Origin of the sequence: Streptomyces sp. UG1 (assembly GCF_049974585.1) — a bacterium.
Lineage (GTDB): Bacteria > Actinomycetota > Actinomycetes > Streptomycetales > Streptomycetaceae > Streptomyces.
In genome coordinates this window covers 183,579-200,687 of the sequence record NZ_JBNGGG010000006.1, presented here as the reverse complement: position 1 = coordinate 200,687, position 17,109 = coordinate 183,579, and the positions used below count along the sequence as shown (strand labels likewise).

The following is a 17,109-nucleotide window of genomic DNA, read 5'->3' as shown; positions in this document are numbered from 1 at the left end:
CAGTACTTATACACCGTACAACGCACTTTCGGTCGAACGCCGTCGAACGATGAGGGCGACCGACCGACCGTCAGCCGTCGCTCTTCGGCTGCGTCAGGTCGTAGAACGTGGTGCCGTCGACCGTCACCGACTCGAAGTTCTCCTGGACCCAGGAGCTGATCTGCGAGGAGGTGCCGTCGCTGCTGCCGCCCATGCCTCCGCCGCCGCCGCTGCCGCCGGCGATGAAGTAGTGGATCGCGCCGTCCTCGACGTACTTCTTGAACTCGGCCAGGGTCGGGGACGGGTCGGTGCCGTTGAAGCCGCCGATGGCCATGACCGGGTCGCCGGTGGAGAGCTGGTAGCTGGCGGCGTTCTGGGCGCCGATGGCCGCAGCCGACCAGGTGTAGTGGCTCGCGTTCTTCTCCAGCAGCGCCTTGGCCTCGTCGCTGACGCTGGCGCCGTTGAGCAGGCCGCCCATGCCGCCACCGCCGCCGCCCGTGCCGCCGCCGTCACGCATCTGACCGCCGCCGGGCATGCCGCCGCCGGGGAAGCCGTTGCCGTTCTGCTGGTTCTGGCCACCTTGCTGGTTGTTCTGACCCTGCTGGTTCTGGCCGGGCATGCCGCCGCCCCCACCGGGACCGCCCCCCATGCCGCCGCCCCCACCGGGACCGACGCCCCGACCGCCCGCGACCGCGGGACCGGCCGTGACGATCGAGCCGGTGTGGCCCTCGTTCACCGTGGTGAGGGTGTACGCGGTCGGGCCGGCCAGCGCCGCGGCGAGGCCCAACCCGACGACGCCCAGGGCCAGTTGACGGCCGAGCTTCGAGGCGAAGACCAGGCCCAGCGCGGCGGCCAGACCGCCGACCAGGACGAACCACTCCAGCCAGGGCAGGTAGTCCGAGGAGCGGTTGAGCAGGACGTAGCCCCAGGCCGCGGTGGCCGTCATCGCGCCGGCCAGGGTGAGCGACGCCCACGACGCCTTGTCCCGCTTCTGCCACAGCAGCGCGGCGCCCATGCCGATCAGCGGGGCGAGGTAGGGGGCGAGGGCGACGGTGTAGTACTCGTGGAAGATGCCCTGCATGTAGCTGAAGACCAGCATGGTCGTGATCAGCGCGCCGCCCCAGACGAGGAACGATCCACGGGTCACGGACGTACGACGGGCCTTGCGCGTGGCCACAAGACCCGCGACCAGCAGGATCAGCGCGGCCGGGATAAGCCAGGAGATCTGCCCGCCGATGCTGGAGCCGAACAGCCGGTCCCAGCCGGTCTCACCCCAGTTGCCGCCGCGGTTTCCGCCACCGCCGCCACCGCCCACGCTGCCGGTCTCCTCGCCGTTGAGGCGGCCGAGGCCGTTGTAGCCGAAGGTCAGCTCAAGGAAGGAGTTGTTCTGCGAGCCGCCGATGTAGGGGCGGGAGGAGGCGGGCCACAGCTCGACGATCGCGACCCACCAGCCGCCGGAGACGACGATCGCGGCGAGGCCGGCGGCGAGTTGGCCGATCCGCTTCTTCACCGACACCGGCGCGCAGACCGCGTACACGATCGCGAGCGGCGGCAGGATCAGGAAGGCCTGCAGCGTCTTGGCGAGGAACGCGAAGCCGATCGCGACACCCGCCCACACCAGCCACTTGGTACGGCCGTCCTCCAGGCCCCGGATGACGAGATAGCAGGCCACGGCCATCAGCAGGGCCAGCATCGCGTCCGGGTTGTTGAACCGGAACATCAGCGCCGCGACGGGGGTGAGCGCGAGCACCGCCCCCGAGATCAGACCGGCCGCGGGGCTGAACCGGCGCCGTACGGCCGCGTACACCACGGCCACCGTGCCGACGCCCATGAGGACCTCGGGAAGCAGGATCGCCCAGGAGTGAAGGCCGAAGAGGCGGACCGACAGGGCCATCGGCCACAGGGCGGCCGGGGGTTTGTCGACCGTGATGGCGCCCGCCGCGTCCAGCGAGCCGAAGAAGAAGGCCTTCCAGGACTGGCTGCCGGCCTGGACGGCCGCCGAGTAGAAGGAGTTGGCGTAGCCGGAGGCGCTCAGGTTGTAGAGGTAGAGGAGGAGGGTGGCGAGCAGCAGACCGAGGAAGGCCGGGCGTGCCCAGCGCGGGTCCTCGGGGCGACCGCGCCACAGCCGCCGTACGAAGGGCGGCTTGGGCTCACCGGAGCCGGGGGCCGTGTCTCTGCCGTAGGTCTGCTGCGTCTGCTGCGTCTGCTGCGTCTGCCGTGTCTCTTGCGTCCGCTGCGTCTGCTGGTCGTGGTGGATGGTCATCGGTAGTCCCTCGAGTCGGTGTCGCGCCGGTCCGGGAACACCCACGCCCTGAAGAGCAGGAAGCGCAGCACGGTCGCCGCGAGGTTGGCGGCGATCAGGACCGCGAGTTCGGTGGAGTGCGCGGGGTCGCTGCTGGCCGTGTTCAGGGCGGCGAGCGAGCCGCTGGTCAGGGCGAGTCCGATGCCGAAGACGACCAGGCCTTGCGCCTGGTGCCGTACGGCGCCGTCGCGGCCGCGCACCCCGAAGGTGAGGCGCCGGTTGGCCGCCGTGTTGGCGAGGGCGGAGACCAGCAGGGCGAGGGCGTTGGCGACCTGGGAGCCGGTGAAGACCCGGAAGCCGCTGTACAGCAGCAGATAGAAGAGAGTGGACAGACCGCCGACCACGCAGAAGCCGACGAGCTGGCGGGCCAGGCCGGTCGGTATGTCCTTGATCTCGCGGTCGCGCGGGTCGTCGCCGAAGGGCCGGGTGAGCCGGTCCAGCGGCAGCGAGCCGCCGGCCAGGGCCTTGCCCACCCGCCACACGCCCTTGAGGTCCTCGGTCGCCGTCTTGACGATGTGGACGGTCGAGTCCGGGTCGTCGACCCAGTCCACCGGCACCTCGTGGATACGCAGCCCGGCCCGTTCGGCGAGCACCAGCATCTCGGTGTCGAAGAACCAGCCGGTGTCCTCGACGAGGGGCAGCAGCACCTGCGCGACATCGCGCCGTACGGCCTTGAAGCCGCACTGGGCGTCGGAGAAGCGGGCCTGGAGCGAGCCGCGCAGGATGAGGTTGTAGGAGCGGCTGATGAACTCCCGCTTGGCGCCACGCACCACACGCGAGGAGCGGGCGAGCCGGGAGCCGATCGCGAGGTCCGAGTGACCGGAGATCAGCGGCGCGACCAGCGGCAGCAGGGCGTTGAGGTCGGTGGACAGGTCCACGTCCATGTAGGCGAGGATCGGGGCGTCCGAGGCGGACCAGACGGTCCGCAGCGCCCGGCCACGGCCCTTCTGCTCCAGCCGGAAGGACCGGACCTCCGGGATCTCCGCCTCCAGCCGCGCCGCCACCCGGGGGGTAGTGTCCGTCGACGCGTTGTCCGCGATCGTAATGCGGAACGCGTACGGGAAGGTGCGCTTGAGGTGATCACGCAGTCTCAGCACACACGGCTGGAGGTCCTTCTCCTCGTTGTAGACGGGGATCGCTACGTCCAGGACAGGCGTACCGGCGTCTCCGGCCGGGAGGTGCTCCCGCGCCGGCAGGGTGCCGGGAGAAGAGTCGGTTCGCATGGGACCGACTCTCGTCAGGCGCCCTGTTCCACCCATGTGGTGACGCTGTGCTGTGCCTGTGAGTGCTGTTGCCAGCTCATTTCGGGGCTCGGCGGGGTCGCGAGCGCAGGCAGCCGCACGGTGAAAACCGTCCGCCCGGGCGCGCTGTCGACGGTCACGGCACCGCCGTGCGCGGTCGCCACGGCCTGCACGATGGCCAGGCCGAGGCCGGTCGAGCCGGAGGAACGGGAGCGCGAGGAGTCACCGCGCGCGAACCGCTCGAAGACGTGCGGGAGCAGATCGGCCGGAATCCCCTGCCCGTTGTCCTCGACATCCACGCACAGCCATGACCCTCGCCGCTGAACACGCGCGGTGACGGTCGTACCGGGCGGGGTGTGATTACGGGCGTTGCCCAGCAGATTGACCAGCACCTGTTGCAGCCGTGCCGCGTCCGCCGACACGAGGGCCGGCTCGTCGGGCAGGTCGAGGCGCCAGTTGTGGTCCATGCCGGCGGCGCGGGCGTCGCTGATGGTGTCGACGACGAGGGGGACGAGGTCGGTCTGCTCGAACTGCAGGGGCCGCCCGGCGTCGAGACGGGCGAGCAGCAACAGATCCTCGACGAGGAGGGTCATCCGCCCGGCCTCGGACTCGATCCGCCCAAGCGCGTGCCTGGTATCCGGCCCGACGTCTTCTCTCCCTCGTCTGGTCAGCTCGGCGTACCCCCGGATGGAGGCGAGCGGGGTCCGCAACTCATGACTGGCGTCGGCCACGAACTGCCGTACCCGCATCTCGCTCTGCTGGCGGGAGTGCAGGGCACCGTGGACGTGGTCCAGCATCCGGTTGAGCGCGGCCCCGACCTGGCCGACCTCGGTGTGCGGGTCGGTCTCGGACTCCGGGACACGCTCGCTGAGGTTGACCTCGCCGGTGTGGAGGGGGAGTTCGGAGACTCGGGTGGCGGTGGCGGCGACTCGGCGGAGGGGGCGGGTGGCGACGCCGACGAGGACGGAGCCGGCGATGCCTGCGGCTACCAGTCCGGCGCCGGTGACGCTGGCCTCGATGAGGATGAGGGTGTTGAGGGTCTCGGAGACGTCGGCGGTCGGCAGCGCCACGTAGTACGCGCCGTTGTCGCCCTCGCGGTACTGCACGCGGTACTCGCCCAGCCCTGTGATGGTCACGGTGTGGGCCTCGTCGTCCTTGGAGACGGCGTTCAGCTCGGACTTCTGTGTCTCGCTCAGCTCGTACGACGTGGCGTTCGTGACGCCCTTGTCGTCCGTCGTGGCCTTGCTGACCATGCCCTCGGTGATCTCGCCGCTCACGACCTTCGCCGCGATCGTGCCGATCATCTGCTGCGGCCCCTTGGTGACGAACTCCGAGAGGTCGGGCACCCTGGGCGGCTTCTTCTCCGGGTCGCCCTCGGGCTTGGGCTGCTCGCCGGCCGACGGCTCGGGACCGGCGCCCGCCGCACGTCCCACCACCTCGCTGAGCTGGCTGTCCAGTTGCTGGTACAGGCGCGAGTGCATCGCGATCGTCGTCACCGTCCCGATGACGGCACACACCACCGCGATCAACGCCACCGCGGAGACGACGAGGCGCGTGCGCAGCGTCCGTGGCTTGCGAACTCGTCTCTGCTTCTGCCGCTGCGCACCCGTCCGCCGTCCCCCACTCATGACGCCGCGGGCTTGATCAGATAACCGGCACCACGCCGGGTGTGAATCATCGGCTCCCGCCCCGCATCGATCTTCCGACGCAGATAGGAGATGTACAGCTCGACGACATTGGCCTGCCCGCCGAAGTCGTACGACCACACCCGGTCGAGTATCTGCGCCTTGCTGAGCACGCGCCGCGGGTTGCGCATCAGGAAGCGCAGCAGCTCGAACTCGGTGGCGGTGAGGTGGATGTTCTCCCCGCCCCGCGACACCTCGTGACTGTCCTCGTCGAGCGTCAGATCCCCGACGACAAGCATCGAGTCCGACCGCCGGTCGGCGGCACCTGACCGCCGGATGAGCCCACGCAACCGCGCGACGACCTCCTCCAGGCTGAACGGCTTGGTGACGTAGTCGTCCCCACCCGCCGTGAGCCCGGCGATACGGTCCTCGACAGCATCCTTGGCCGTCAGGAAGAGCACCGGCACATCCGGCAACTCCCGCCGCAGCCGCCCGAGAACGGCCAGCCCGTCCATGTCCGGCAGCATCATGTCCAGCACGACGGCGTCGGGCCGGAACTCACGCGCGCTCTGGATGGCACCCGTGCCATCTCCCGCACTCCGGATCTGCCATCCCTCATAGCGAAGAGCCATGGACAGCAGCTCGGTGATCGACATCTCGTCGTCCACCACAAGCACGCGGACGGGGCTCCCGTCCGGCCTCAGCAGTTCGGTGCGCCCCTGGGGCGAGGTCGTGGTCATGCTGAACACGATGTCGGGGCCCTCTGAGAACACGCTTTCTGGAACCTGTGATTTTTCTGAGAAACACACAGTCGGTTCTCAGGGAATGGCTGGGAAGCTCCCCGGCCGACGGCAGGAGCGAGATACGCCGGACGAACCGAGGCTTCGAGATCAGTTCAGGGCCTTACCCACCTCGTAGATCGTGGGCCGATCCTCGGGAGCATGGCTGAGCATCGCGTCGACCAGATCGCCCAGCTCACCAGGCACCCTCACTGGCCGACGCCGACCGTTCGCCACGGCCTCTCGCTGCACAGGGCGCGGAGCGTCGTCGGGATACTCGACCGCCCTCCAGCCCGTGGCTGAGATCAGCAGGGAGGCGCCGAGTGCGTAGATGTCGGCTTCCTGCGTCGGCTCGGCCTCCCCTGTGGCGAGCACGCTGCGGGCGATCTCCGGTGCCTCGTAGTGGACGAGGCAGCCGCGGAACGGGAAGTCGTACCCCTCGGGCACGTGCCCGCCCCGCGCAAGAGCGAGATCGATGAGCTGCGTCCGCTCGGGCCCGATGATGAAGTGGGCGGGCTGTACGTCACCGTGTGCCCAGCCCTTGGCATGAAGTTCGGCCAGCGCCTCGACGCAGCCCAACGCCACGCTGGTCTGCGGTGCGACGGAGGAGTCCGGCCTACGGCAGGGCTCCCACAGTTGGTACAGGTCCGGCCCCTCACGCCACGGCTGGAAGTTCCACGTCCCGTGCTCCCACTCGCCGTACGCGAAGTCAGCGAAGCCGAGGTGATACAGCACGGCACCTTCGCGCGCAGGCGCCAGCGCAGTCCATGGCTGGCCGGGCCAGCCGGCCGTGGCCTCAATCGGATAGCCGACTTTCACGGCGTAGTGGCCCCGACGACTCTCCACCTCCCAGACCATGGAGCCCCGGCGATCGAGGACCAAGCGCTGAGCCATGGGCATGAGTGCGTCGAGCACCACGATCGGCAGTTCAGGGATTGAGCCGGACAACGTCGCTTCTCCTTCCGGGCGAACGCGGCCGACCACGAGTCGGAGGCGGCCGCGTCGCTGATGTCGTGGGCTACGCCTGGCCGTACGGTCGGCCGCAGTCCGAGTCGCACTGCGCGAGGTTCGTGCCGTCCACGGTCCACAGGTCATCGAAGGCCATGAACCCGGCCGCCTTCATGGCGCGTACCGAGGCGGCCACCATCTCTGGGTCACGTCCGCCCCCGCCCGGCTTCGGGTTGTGGTGCAGGAAGCGGCCCGCGTACCGCTCGCACAGCTCCGCGTACTCCTTCGTGTGCAGGATGAGCACGTGCAGGCCGAGGTCCACGTCGTCCGACGGAACCATGGGGACGGTGGCCGTGGTCGCGGCGACCAGGAAGGCGACCGCCTGGTCCGCGATCCGCTCGGCACGCTCGGGCGACTGTCCGTTGTGGACGACCACGAAGTGGGCGAGGCTCTGGAACAGCTCCTCACCAGCCACCGCGCGACCGGTCTTCTGATCGTTCGCCGTTGCCGTCATGCGTCTTCTCCTTGTGTGTCGCGGTGCGTAGGTTGGATGGCCGGCCCCGAACAGGTAAGGGGGGAACCCGGGAAGGGCCCTCGTCCGGGCCGGCCCGTCTACTGGCCCATGGCGAGAGCCATGCCTACCGGCCGATAGCGCGCATCACAGCCCGCCCCGACTGTTGCCGTTCTTGATGGCCAGGCGCGCGCTCAGTTCCTCCCGCGCACTCGGCGGCTCCACGCGGTCCGGAATGGCGTCCCACTCCTTGCCACCGCCGACCGGCCTTATCTGCATCTGCACACGGCCGCCGAGCTTGCCCATGACGACGCCAATGCGTCCCCTGGAGGTGTCCTTCGCCAGTTCACCGATGCCTGGTCTGGTCTGCTGGTTGCTCACCATGCCGCCGAGCATCCTGCCGTTCATCAGGACGTTGGAACCTCCCACAAGCACCACTTCGGGACGTCCCGTGTCGGGTAGAACGTCCCTAGTGCCGTCCCCGAGTGTTGGGAGAGATTGGGATGCCGAACGAGAGGTTACGTGCTGCCATGGCGGCCGGCGGCTGGACGTATGCCGCCCTCGCGGACAAGGTCGAAGTCGATCCCAAGTCCGTTGAACGATGGGTCAATTTGGGGCGTACGCCACGCCGCGCCACGGCCATGCTGGCAGCGGAGACGCTAGGAGAAGACGTGCACGCTCTATGGCCCGCGCTCCGGCAGGCACGCCCTGCCCGCGCCGTCAGCCCGGAACTTGTGGCTCTCTACGACCAGCGGGCGGACGTCCCTGTATCCACCTTCGTGGACATGATTACCCAGGCTCGTGAGCGCATCGACGTGTTGGTGTACGCGGCCGTCTTCCTGCACGAGGCGTACCCGCGACTCAACGACCTGTTGCAGGAGCGAGCTGGCGATGGGTGCGTGGTCCGTATCGCGATCGGGGATCCGGACAGCGCGAATGTCCAACAGCGCGGCACGGAAGAGAAGTTCGGCCACGGGATCGAGTCCCGGTGCCGACTTGCCCTCATGCACTATCGCCCACTTGCGGGGGTAGCCGGCATCGAGGTGAGGACCCACGCCACCACCCTCTACAACTCGATCTATCGTGCGGATGACCAAGCGCTGGTCAATGCCCATGTCTGGGGCGTGAACGCCTACGGTGCTCCCGTGTGGCATCTTCGGCGCAGCGGAGAAGGGGGCATGTTCGACACCTACGCCAGCAGCTTCGACGCGGTGTGGGAGACCGCGACGCCGGTAAGAGAAGGGTGACCATGGCACGGACCGAGTACTACGACGACCCGGCGGCACCGGAACCGAACAGCTTGGTGGTCGCCGCGTCCGCCGTGGTTACCGACGACGAAGGGCGCGTGCTCCTTCAGCGCCGCCGGGACAACGATCTCTGGGCGCTACCTGGCGGCGGCATGGAGATGACCGACTCGCTCCCGGGAACGGCCGTGCGCGAGGTGAAGGAGGAAACAGGGCTGGATGTAGAGATCACCGGGCTTGTGGGCACCTACACCGACCCTCGCCACGTCATCGCCTACTCGGACGGTGAGGTGCGCAGACAGTTCAACGTCTGCTTCACCGCCCGCACGGTCGGCGGACGACTGGCGATCTCGGACGAGTCCACAGAGCTGCGGTTCGTCCAGCCGGATGAGATCGACCAACTGCCGATGCACCACACGCAGCGGCTCCGGATCCGCCACTTCCTGGAGCACCGTGAGCAGCCCTACCTCGGCTGACTTCTTCGGTTGCGGTGAGGGCAATCCTGATCGCAACGGCGGCACACGGAGGTCGTTGGACACGACCATCACCGGTCGGGCGGAGGAAGCCGAGCGTCCCCACAACACGCTTTCCAACTGTGTTGGTGGGATGGTGCGGTGTATGCAGGGGTGTTCACCTGCGTCCATGGGTGACTGCCCGTCGGTATGGGGGCGGCTCCAGGTCTCGCCTGAACGGCAGTGAATGAGACGGATGGGCACGCAGGGAGGCGCCCGACCGGCCAGATTACTGGTCTGACGGCTTCGTCCATACGAGGATGCTGCCATGCGTCGCACCGACGGCGAGGCCGAGCGGGCCAAGTTGATCCGCCGCTACATGGAGACCGTTGATCTCGATCACCAGCAACCAGTCGGAAGGAAGGCGGAGCCCCCGCCCAAGCGCCTCCCCGTTCCTACGGATCAGAAGGTCACCTGTTCGAATCCTGCCGATTTTGCGCAGCTCAACGCGCCCTCAGAACAACCCGTCCTGCACCTCCACCCCCCGCTCCCTGACCCCCCGCACCGGCACCGTCAGTCCCCTTTCCCCACCCACTGCCACCAGCTCCCACCCCAACATCAACCGCGTATCCACCACAACCACCCCTCCACCACCGGCATTCACATGCAAATCCGGCCCCGCAGCCGCCACCAACCGCCCGCTCACCACCCCGCCCGCGACAAGCTCGGTCACCTCCCCGACGGCGGCCGGAAGATCCGCGAGTCCGAACACCCCGGCGTGGTCGACCGGTTGGCAAGGCTCGCGGGTGAGGGAATCCGGCCAGCCGGCGAGGCTCACCGCCCGCGCGTGCAGGTCCTCGATCTCGGCCGCGCGCTCCGACGCCGACGCCGGCAACTCAGAGCGCACCGCCCGCTTGTCGGCGTAAGGAATTCGGTCCGGCACGCGCAGTGCCGCCCGTAGCAGTTCCTCCGTGCGCCGTGCCGCCATCAGTGGGCCGGTGCCGAGCCAGGTGAAGCAGACCGCGCCCTGTTCCAGTAGCCGGGCCGAGCCCCGCTCAAGGGCAGTGATACCGACCTTCACCATTCCTGGCCCGAACCACGCCAGATATACGTGGTACGGCCTCGGGTCGTCCGCGATCGTGTCGGCGGCCACCGAATGCGCCCGGTCCAGCCGCGCGCACTCCTCGCACCGCGCCCCCGTGCTCCGCCCCGGCACGGCCGCCCGCACCGGACACGCATGCCCCCGCGCTCCCACGCATGTCCGCACTCCCCCTTCCGCGACCCCGAAGGCCACCCGTTTCCCCCAGGTCAGCGCGGAGCGCCGGCCGCCGTCCCACGCCAGCTCAGGGCCGTCCGCCGACCATCGCAGCCCCGAGCATCTCCATGCCTGTGCCATCGCTCTTCGAGCCTAGGGGCCACCACTGACAACGCCACGCCCGTTCAGCGACCAACGCGACTGGCTTCAGCAGTCACCGGCTCGGCCTCCCCGGCCACCGGAACCACCCCGGACGACGTCACCACAGCCGCACGCGGTCCCCGTCCCCGCCCCCGCCCCGCCAGCCGGCACCCCCAGCAGTCCGCGTGCCCGCCCCGCGCCGTCAGATCACGCACCCCCAACTCCCACTCACTCCGCGGCCGGACACCCGGAGGCTTGCCCCAGCCGGTGAGGTGCAGGGCCCAGGTGACGAGGACGCTCGCCGCCAGGATTCCCAGTCCACCCCAGATCAGCGCTGCCGAGACCACGCACATGCCCGCTCCCAGCACCGCGGATCCGATGGTCGCGATCGCGGTGCCGGTCCAGCCCGCGACCGTGTGCCCCTCGTCATACTGGCTCACGTGCCCACCTCCCCATAGTCCCTCACTTCCTAAGAAGTTTATGGGCTAAATCTCTCACACGCTAAGGTAATCAGGAAGATGCATGCCACGCCGCGCCGCCCCTCCGCCTCCCCGGCCCAAGCCCTGTCGGCCATGGACCACCTCATCGCCACGTCGATGGTCGGGCAGCAGGAGATCGCTGCGCAGGTCGGCCTCAACGTCACGGACCTCACCTGCTTCGCCTACGTCCTCAAGGCCGGCGAGAACCTGCTCACAGCCGGCGACCTGGCAGCGCGCGCCCACGTCACCACCGGCGCGGTGACCGGCATCCTCAACCGTCTGGAACGCGCCGGCTACGTCACCCGCCGCCCCGACCCGGCGGACCGCCGCCGGGTGCGCGTGGCGGCGCGACCGGACGCGGAGGCCCGTATCCGCGAGATCTACGAGCCGTACTACGCCCGGCTGATGGACCTCTTCGGCGAATACTCCGCCGAGGAGATCGCCGTCCTGACCGACTGGTTCACGCGCGCGAGCGCCCTGGCGGCGGGCTATCTGGAGGAGCACTGCCGCACCGACTGACGCCCCCGGCAGGGATATTCAGCGCCCCCTGCGGCGCCCGGTAGTGCCGCTCTCCCGGGCGTCATACGCCACCCTCGCCCGCTCGACCTCGCCAAGGTTGACCGACCACTCCGACAGCGCGGCGAACAACGGCGCCAGACTGCGGCCCAGTTCGCTGATCTCGTACTCCACGCGCGGCGGGACCTCGGGGTGGTACGTGCGCACGACCAGACCGTCGCGCTCGAGCTGCCGCAGCCGCTGCGTCAGCACCTTCGGCGTGATGGTGGCGATACGGCGCTCCAGCTCGACGAAGCGCTGACGGCCGTACTCGTGGAGAGCCCAGAGGATCGGGGTGGTCCAGCGGCTGAAGACGATGTCGACGACCGGGGCGATCGGGCAGGCGGTCTCCGGATCGGTGCCGGGCGGGACGCTCATCCCTGCATGCCGACCGCGCGTTCCTGTGTCCTCGGTCACAACTACCCCCGTCTGTCAATACTTTCCTCTAGGTACCTACTACCCCCACAACAGTAGCGTCGCCGTACGAGGTCCGAAGAGGTCCGAATCCGAACCACCGGACCTCACCTACGAGTTGTCGACTCGGAACGGAGACCAAAGATGATCGTGGTGACCGGAGCAACGGGCAATGTGGGACGGCCGCTGGTGCGGGCCCTCGTGGCGGCGGGCGAGCAGGTGACCGCGGTCTCGCGGCGGATCTCCGCGCCGGACGTACCGGCCGGGACCCGCCCCCACCAGGCCGACCTCACCGAACCCGACCGGCTACAGCCCGCGCTCGACGGGGCCAAGGCGCTGTTCCTGCTGACCTCCGGCGACTTCATGGCGGCGTGCGGCGACCTCGGTGCCGTCCTGGATGCCGTACGGGGATCAGGCGTCCGGCGCGTCGTCCTGCTGTCGTCCCAGGGCGTCGGCACGGGCGCCCACCCCCCGGTGCTGGAGGACGCCGTCAAGGCATCCGGCCTGGACTGGACGATGCTCCGCGCGGGCGGCTTCCACTCCAACGCCCTCCAGTGGGCCGACATGATCCGCACCCGCCGGGAGGTGGCCGCTCCCTTCGGCGACGTGGCCCTGCCCACCGTCGACCCGGGCGACATCGCGGAGGTCGCCGCGGCGGCCCTGCGCGAGCCGGGACACGAGGGCGAGACCTACGAGCTGACCGGCCCGGCGCCCATCTCGCCCCGCGAGCAGACGACCGCGATCGAGCACGCCCTCGGCGAGGCGGTCGGGTTCGTCGAACTCACCCGCACGCAGGCCCGCGACCACATGCTGCGCACCATGCCCGCCCCCGTCGTCGAGAGCACCCTCGACATGCTGGGCACTCCGCCGGCCGCGCTGCGGAAGGTGAGCCCGGACGTGGAGGACGTCCTCGGGCGACCGGGGCGTACGTTCGCGGACTGGGCGGGGCGGAACGCCGGTGCCTTCAATTAGCTCCCCCGAATCAAGTGGCTCCCCCGGATAGCTCTCCCAACACCGGCCCCCAACGCCCCACGTACTCCCCAATGCTCCCGTCCGTCGCATAACCGCTGTCCCGCAGATACAGCCCGGGCGCCGGCGTGATCGCGCCGAGTTCCACAAGGACCGGCTTGAGCAGCAGGTCGGGGCCGAGGGCGTGGGTCGGGCCCGCGCCCAGCATGAGGGGTTGTGAACAAGTGGCGATGGACGGCGCTTGAGCACGTTCTGGCGCTCATGAGTGAGTCTCCGGGCAGTGGCAGGCACACGTTCCCGGACGGGAACGGGAGTTCTTGGATCGAATGCGTGACCTTCGCCAGTGGTGGTCGTTGGTCGTGGTGACGGATATCTGCGGCACCGGGGTGGGGGCGAAAGAGGTGGGCGGACTGCGGGAGATGGTGGCGCCGTTCGTCGTGCCCAGCCCCTCGGGGGTTGCGATCCGTACCCGCCTCAAGGGCCTGACCGCCGGGGACGAGAAGGTGCTGAGCTTGGTCGGCGACCTGCTCGGTTCGCTCGCCTCCCGTGATCTGAAGGCGCGGTGTTCGGCAGGGCTGGAGCACGACCGTGAACGGTGGGCGCAGCGCAAGCGTGCCCTGACCGAAGAGTCTTCCTCCCGCTGGGCAGGCAGCATCACGAAAGCCACCCACGACCAGTGGGCACTCGCCCGGCGTGGCCAGCTCGCGCATATCCAGAGCCTTCAAGCCGGGATCGAGACGATCGAGTACCGGCTGTCCGTGCCTGTGGGTGAGAAAGGCACTAAGCAGGCGCCGGGCGGCTACCGCAGTAAGCGGGAGTGGTATGCGAAGAGGCGCCGCCTGGGTGTGCTCGAAGACCGGCTTCAGGCGGTGCGGGCGGACCGGGAGACCGGGGTCGTGCGCGTGGTGCGCGGCGGGAAACGGCTGCTGAACACCCGCCACCACCTTCAGGAAGCACAGCTCACCGAGGAGCAGTGGCGCACGCGGTGGCAGGCCGGGCGCCGGTTCCTCGCAGCGGACGGCGAGTCCGGCAAAAGGTTCGGCAACGAGAGCATCCGCGTCACACCCGGCGGCGAGGTCTCCCTCAAGCTGCCCGCGCCGCTGGCGCATCTGGCGAACGCGCCGCACGGCCGGTACGTGTTGGCGGCGAAGGTGGTGTTCGCGCACCGGGGTGAGCAGTGGGCCGACCGCGTGGCAGCGAACCGGGCGGTGGCCTACCGCATCCACGAAGACACAGTCCGCGGGCGCTGGTACCTGACCGCGTCCTGGACGATCCCCCCAGTCCAGACCGTCCCTCTGGAGGCGGCCCGTGCCGGTGGCCTGGTCGGCGTCGACACCAACGCCAACCACTTGGCCGCCTGGCGCCTGGACGAACACGGCAACCCGAGCGGCGAACCCCGCAGGTTCTTTTACGACCTGTCCGGCACCGCCCAGCACCGCGACGCCCAGGTCCGGCACGCCCTGATCCGCCTGCTGCACTGGGCGGCCCGGCACGGACTGTCGATCGCACTCGAAGACCTCGACTTCACCGCCGAGACCACCCGCGAGAAGCACGGCCGCCGCAAACGCTTCCGAAAGCTCATCTCCGGCATGCCCGTCAGCAAGCTGCGGGCCCGGCTCGTGTCCATGGCGGCCGAACTCGGCATCACCATCGTCGCCGTCGACCCGGCCTACACCAGCCGCTGGGGCGCCCAGCACTGGCAGAGACCACTCACCAGCACCACCCGCAGGACCACTCGCCACGACGCAGCCGCCGTGGCGATCGGCAGGCGCGCCCTGGGGCACCCGATCCGGCGACGGACGGCACCACCCCCACACGACCGGAGTGATCGTGTGGGGCATCGGACCGTCCAGGCCCGACCGGGCACCCCAGGGCGTGAGGGAAACCGCCCCCGCATCCCCGGACCACGGCCACGATCCGTGCGCGCCGGACGCGGAGTGAACGCGGTCGACCAGAACGCCCAACACCGCTCGGGGCGTTCGGCTGAGCATGAGTCGTGGCAACAGGACTCACTCCCGCTCAGTCTCTAGGAACGGTACGGCGACCACGTCCCGCAGGCCCTCGCCGGTCGCGAACTGGTCCAGGAACAGCTTGAGCACCCCGGAGTACGTCGCCTTGAAGGTGGGGCTGGCCACGACCACCAGGTCCGCCGCCGCGACGGACCGCACCGCGTCGGACACCGCCTCGTCACCCCAGCCCAGCAGCCCCGGGCCCAGCGTGATCACGTCGAGCACGTCGTCCGGGGGCCGTCCGCCGAGCTGCGTCGCCAGCCGGGTCGCCGCGTCCAGGGTGCGGGAGGCGGGCTTCGGGTTGCCGGCGACCACCGCCGTCCTCACGAGAGGACACCTGTCCCGTATGAACGTCCACCCATCTCATCGAGGTACTCCACGACCCGCCCCATCGGCCACACCTCACCGATCTTGTGACGGATGTCGAACAGGTTCGCCGCGTGCACGTCCGGATCACGGTCGCCCACCGCCTCCTCCACCACGACCGGGACGAACCCGTGCTGCATCGCGTCCAGGGCCGTGGCCCGCACACAGCCGCTCGTGGTCAGGCCGGCGATGAGGAGGGTGTCGACCCGGTTGGGGGTGAGAGAGGCCGCGAGCGATGTGCCGAAGAAGGCGCTCGGGTACTGCTTCGTCACGGTCAATTCGTCCGCCGTAGGAGCCAGTCCGTCGATGAAGTCGCCGTACGGGCTGCCCACGGCGAATGCCCTGAGGGCGGGCACCTTGCGGAAGAACACCCCGCCGTCGTCGCCGTCGGGCCGGAACCGCACCCGGGTGACCACCACCCGGACCCCCGCCCCGCGCGCCGCCGCCAGCAGCGCCCTCATCGCCTCGACGGCCGGCTCAACCCCGGCGTACAGAGGGCAGTCCGGGTCGGCATAGGCGCGGGCGGGGTCCACCAAGAGCAGGGCCGGGGCCGTGCCGGGGATCAGATGACCGTCGAGACCAGCCCGCTCATAGTCCTCGTGGGCCTCGTGCGTCATGCCCGCCGGCACTTCATCAGCGGCTGAATGCGCGTGCCGAAGTCCTCGATGCCCGCCAGGAAGTCGTCGAAGACCAGCATGATCCCCTTGGTGCCGTCGACCTCCGCGACCTCGTCGAGCATCTTCGCCACGCTCTCGTACGACCCCACCAGCGTGCCCATGTTGAAGTTCACCGCGCCCTCGGGCAGCACGATGGTGCGCGCGGTCGAGGAGTCGTCGGCGGTGGTGTCCGAGGCCGATTCGCCCGCCATGTAGGCGAGGGCCGCGCGGTCGGCGTTGTCGTGGTAGTCCCGCCACTTGGCCTGGGCCGCCTCGTCGGTCTCGTCGGCGATGACCATGAAGAGGGACAGCGCACCGACGTCCCGGCCGGTCTCGCGCACCGCGTCGACGAGGGTGGCCGTGGTGCCGGCGAAGGCGAGCGGGGTGTTGACGCCGCTGCCGAGGATGAAGTTGTAGTCGGCGTGCTCGGCGGCGAACCGCATGCCGGTGGTGCTCTGACCTGCGGCGACGAGTTCGATGTGGCCGTTCGCCGGGCGCGGCGACAGCACGCAGTCGTCCATCTCGTAGAACTCGCCCTTGAAGTCGCTGACGCCGTCGCGCCACAGCTCCTTCATCACGGTGACGTACTCGCGGGCCCGGTCGTAGCGGTTGCCGAAGTGCTCGTCGCCGGGCCACAGGCCCATCTGGGAGTACTCGCCGGGCGCCCAGCCGGTGACGATGTTGATGCCGAAGCGGCCGGGGGCGATCGAGTCGACCGTCGTGGCCATGCGGGCGACGATCGCCGGGGGGAGGACCAGGATCGGCGTGGAGGCGTACAGCTTGATGCGCTCCGTCACCGCGGCCAGGCCCGCCATCAGCGTGAACGACTCCAGGCAGTGGTCCCAGAACTCGGTCTCGCCGCCGAAGCCCTTGAGTTTGATCATCGACAGGGCGAAGTCGAGTCCGTGCTCCTCGGCCTTCTGCACGATGGCCTTGTTCAGCTCGAAGGTGGGCAGGTACTGGGGCGAGCTCTTCGATATGAGCCAGCCGTTGTTGCCGATGGGGATGAATACGCCGATGTCCATTCCGCTCCTCAGCGGTCGGGGGGTCGGGGGTCGGGGGATGCCGGGTCCGGGTGAAGCTCAGTCCTGGGCCCAGTCGTGAACCCAGTTGCGAACCCGGTCCTGAAACCGGTCCTGAACCCAGTCGTGAACCCGGTCCTGAACCCAGTCGTGAACCCTGTT

At 69.4% G+C, this 17,109-nt stretch carries 18 protein-coding genes; 5 read left to right on the top strand and 13 right to left on the bottom strand.

Annotated elements, in window-relative coordinates:
- Positions 1-70: 70 nt before the first annotated feature.
- The 7 genes from ACP4J3_RS09185 to ACP4J3_RS09155 all read right to left on the bottom strand — a co-directional run bounded on the left by ACP4J3_RS09185 (position 71) and on the right by ACP4J3_RS09155 (position 7,781).
- Positions 71-2,242: an ArnT family glycosyltransferase gene (locus ACP4J3_RS09185; RefSeq protein WP_426532267.1), complete on the bottom strand. Its 2,172-nt coding sequence runs from the start codon at positions 2,240-2,242 to the stop codon at positions 71-73.
- The gene (locus tag ACP4J3_RS09180) at positions 2,239-3,504 is read right to left on the bottom strand and encodes a glycosyltransferase (protein ID WP_426532265.1); all 1,266 of its coding nucleotides are present in this window, start codon (positions 3,502-3,504) and stop codon (positions 2,239-2,241) included. Before ACP4J3_RS09180 ends, ACP4J3_RS09185 begins: the two co-directional genes overlap by 4 nt.
- Positions 3,505-3,518: 14 nt before the next feature.
- Positions 3,519-5,150 carry an ATP-binding protein gene (locus tag ACP4J3_RS09175; protein ID WP_426532263.1) on the bottom strand — a complete coding sequence of 544 codons (1,632 nt, stop codon included), beginning with the start codon at positions 5,148-5,150 and terminating at the stop codon, positions 3,519-3,521.
- Complete coding sequence (locus tag ACP4J3_RS09170; RefSeq protein WP_426532261.1) at positions 5,147-5,887, bottom strand: response regulator transcription factor; 741 nt, start codon at positions 5,885-5,887, stop codon at positions 5,147-5,149. The genes ACP4J3_RS09175 and ACP4J3_RS09170 overlap by 4 nt, the downstream gene beginning before the upstream one ends.
- Positions 5,888-6,037: 150 nt before the next feature.
- On the bottom strand, positions 6,038-6,874 hold the full coding sequence (locus ACP4J3_RS09165; protein WP_426532259.1) for a protein kinase domain-containing protein: 837 nt from the start codon (positions 6,872-6,874) through the stop codon (positions 6,038-6,040).
- A 70-nt stretch (positions 6,875-6,944) separates the two neighbouring features.
- Positions 6,945-7,388, bottom strand: a complete 444-nt coding sequence (locus ACP4J3_RS09160) for a glycine-rich domain-containing protein (protein ID WP_426532257.1) — start codon at positions 7,386-7,388, stop codon at positions 6,945-6,947.
- 144 nt (positions 7,389-7,532) lie between these two features.
- Positions 7,533-7,781 (bottom strand): hypothetical protein, encoded by a 249-nt coding sequence (locus tag ACP4J3_RS09155; RefSeq protein WP_426532409.1) that lies wholly within the window; start codon positions 7,779-7,781, stop codon positions 7,533-7,535.
- Positions 7,782-7,888: 107 nt separating this feature from the next.
- Between ACP4J3_RS09155 and ACP4J3_RS09150 the strand changes: the two genes are divergently transcribed.
- Positions 7,889-8,632 (top strand): XRE family transcriptional regulator, encoded by a 744-nt coding sequence (locus ACP4J3_RS09150; RefSeq protein ID WP_426532255.1) that lies wholly within the window; start codon positions 7,889-7,891, stop codon positions 8,630-8,632.
- 2 nt (positions 8,633-8,634) lie between these two features.
- On the top strand, positions 8,635-9,105 hold the full coding sequence (locus ACP4J3_RS09145; protein WP_426532253.1) for an NUDIX domain-containing protein: 471 nt from the start codon (positions 8,635-8,637) through the stop codon (positions 9,103-9,105).
- A gap of 490 nt (positions 9,106-9,595) precedes the next feature.
- Here ACP4J3_RS09145 and ACP4J3_RS09140 read toward each other — a convergent pair whose 3' ends face one another.
- Entirely contained in the window at positions 9,596-10,477 is an 882-nt protein-coding gene (locus ACP4J3_RS09140; protein ID WP_426532251.1) for a DUF2797 domain-containing protein, read from the bottom strand.
- Between the two features lie 44 nt (positions 10,478-10,521).
- A complete protein-coding gene (locus ACP4J3_RS09135; RefSeq protein ID WP_426532249.1) occupies positions 10,522-10,917 on the bottom strand; it encodes an HGxxPAAW family protein in 396 nt (131 codons plus the stop codon).
- A gap of 78 nt (positions 10,918-10,995) precedes the next feature.
- On the opposite strand from ACP4J3_RS09135, the gene ACP4J3_RS09130 reads away from it, so the two are divergent.
- Entirely contained in the window at positions 10,996-11,475 is a 480-nt protein-coding gene (locus tag ACP4J3_RS09130; protein ID WP_426532247.1) for a MarR family winged helix-turn-helix transcriptional regulator, read from the top strand.
- Positions 11,476-11,493: 18 nt separating this feature from the next.
- Here the strand turns inward: ACP4J3_RS09130 and ACP4J3_RS09125 are convergent, their stop codons facing one another.
- On the bottom strand, positions 11,494-11,889 hold the full coding sequence (locus ACP4J3_RS09125; RefSeq protein WP_426532245.1) for a winged helix-turn-helix transcriptional regulator: 396 nt from the start codon (positions 11,887-11,889) through the stop codon (positions 11,494-11,496).
- A gap of 180 nt (positions 11,890-12,069) precedes the next feature.
- Here ACP4J3_RS09125 and ACP4J3_RS09120 point away from each other — a divergent pair, with 180 nt between their 5' ends.
- On the top strand, positions 12,070-12,897 hold the full coding sequence (locus tag ACP4J3_RS09120; RefSeq protein ID WP_426532243.1) for an SDR family oxidoreductase: 828 nt from the start codon (positions 12,070-12,072) through the stop codon (positions 12,895-12,897).
- Between the two features lie 398 nt (positions 12,898-13,295).
- Complete coding sequence (locus tag ACP4J3_RS09115) at positions 13,296-14,924, top strand: IS200/IS605 family accessory protein TnpB-related protein (protein ID WP_426532407.1); 1,629 nt, start codon at positions 13,296-13,298, stop codon at positions 14,922-14,924.
- Here the strand turns inward: ACP4J3_RS09115 and ACP4J3_RS09110 are convergent.
- Genes ACP4J3_RS09110 through rutA form a run of 3 tightly spaced genes read right to left on the bottom strand, consistent with a single transcriptional unit; the run spans position 14,904 to position 16,950 of the window.
- Complete coding sequence (locus tag ACP4J3_RS09110; RefSeq protein WP_426532241.1) at positions 14,904-15,230, bottom strand: NAD(P)H-dependent oxidoreductase; 327 nt, start codon at positions 15,228-15,230, stop codon at positions 14,904-14,906. The two genes, ACP4J3_RS09115 and ACP4J3_RS09110, sit on opposite strands and share 21 nt — an antisense overlap.
- Positions 15,227-15,886: an isochorismatase family protein gene (locus ACP4J3_RS09105; protein WP_426532239.1), complete on the bottom strand. Its 660-nt coding sequence runs from the start codon at positions 15,884-15,886 to the stop codon at positions 15,227-15,229. Before ACP4J3_RS09105 ends, ACP4J3_RS09110 begins: the two co-directional genes overlap by 4 nt.
- Complete coding sequence (gene rutA / locus ACP4J3_RS09100) at positions 15,883-16,950, bottom strand: pyrimidine utilization protein A (protein WP_426532237.1); 1,068 nt, start codon at positions 16,948-16,950, stop codon at positions 15,883-15,885. Before rutA ends, ACP4J3_RS09105 begins: the two co-directional genes overlap by 4 nt.
- Positions 16,951-17,109: the final 159 nt, after the last annotated feature.

Bases quoted from the DNA above. Each gene is read 5' to 3' on its own strand.
- ACP4J3_RS09120 (WP_426532243.1), top strand. From the start codon at position 12,070: ATGATCGTGGTGACCGGAGCAACGGGCAATGTGGGACGGCCGCTGGTG.
- ACP4J3_RS09150 (WP_426532255.1), top strand. From the start codon at position 7,889: ATGCCGAACGAGAGGTTACGTGCTGCCATGGCGGCCGGCGGCTGGACG.
- ACP4J3_RS09145 (WP_426532253.1), top strand. From the start codon at position 8,635: ATGGCACGGACCGAGTACTACGACGACCCGGCGGCACCGGAACCGAAC.
- ACP4J3_RS09180 (WP_426532265.1), bottom strand. From the start codon at position 3,504: ATGCGAACCGACTCTTCTCCCGGCACCCTGCCGGCGCGGGAGCACCTC.
- rutA (WP_426532237.1), bottom strand. From the start codon at position 16,950: ATGGACATCGGCGTATTCATCCCCATCGGCAACAACGGCTGGCTCATA.
- ACP4J3_RS09125 (WP_426532245.1), bottom strand. From the start codon at position 11,889: ATGAGCGTCCCGCCCGGCACCGATCCGGAGACCGCCTGCCCGATCGCC.
- ACP4J3_RS09170 (WP_426532261.1), bottom strand. From the start codon at position 5,887: ATGACCACGACCTCGCCCCAGGGGCGCACCGAACTGCTGAGGCCGGAC.
- ACP4J3_RS09130 (WP_426532247.1), top strand. From the start codon at position 10,996: ATGCATGCCACGCCGCGCCGCCCCTCCGCCTCCCCGGCCCAAGCCCTG.
- ACP4J3_RS09140 (WP_426532251.1), bottom strand. From the start codon at position 10,477: ATGGCACAGGCATGGAGATGCTCGGGGCTGCGATGGTCGGCGGACGGC.
- ACP4J3_RS09155 (WP_426532409.1), bottom strand. From the start codon at position 7,781: ATGCTCGGCGGCATGGTGAGCAACCAGCAGACCAGACCAGGCATCGGT.
- ACP4J3_RS09105 (WP_426532239.1), bottom strand. From the start codon at position 15,886: ATGACGCACGAGGCCCACGAGGACTATGAGCGGGCTGGTCTCGACGGT.
- ACP4J3_RS09175 (WP_426532263.1), bottom strand. From the start codon at position 5,150: ATGAGTGGGGGACGGCGGACGGGTGCGCAGCGGCAGAAGCAGAGACGA.
- ACP4J3_RS09185 (WP_426532267.1), bottom strand. From the start codon at position 2,242: ATGACCATCCACCACGACCAGCAGACGCAGCGGACGCAAGAGACACGG.
- ACP4J3_RS09160 (WP_426532257.1), bottom strand. From the start codon at position 7,388: ATGACGGCAACGGCGAACGATCAGAAGACCGGTCGCGCGGTGGCTGGT.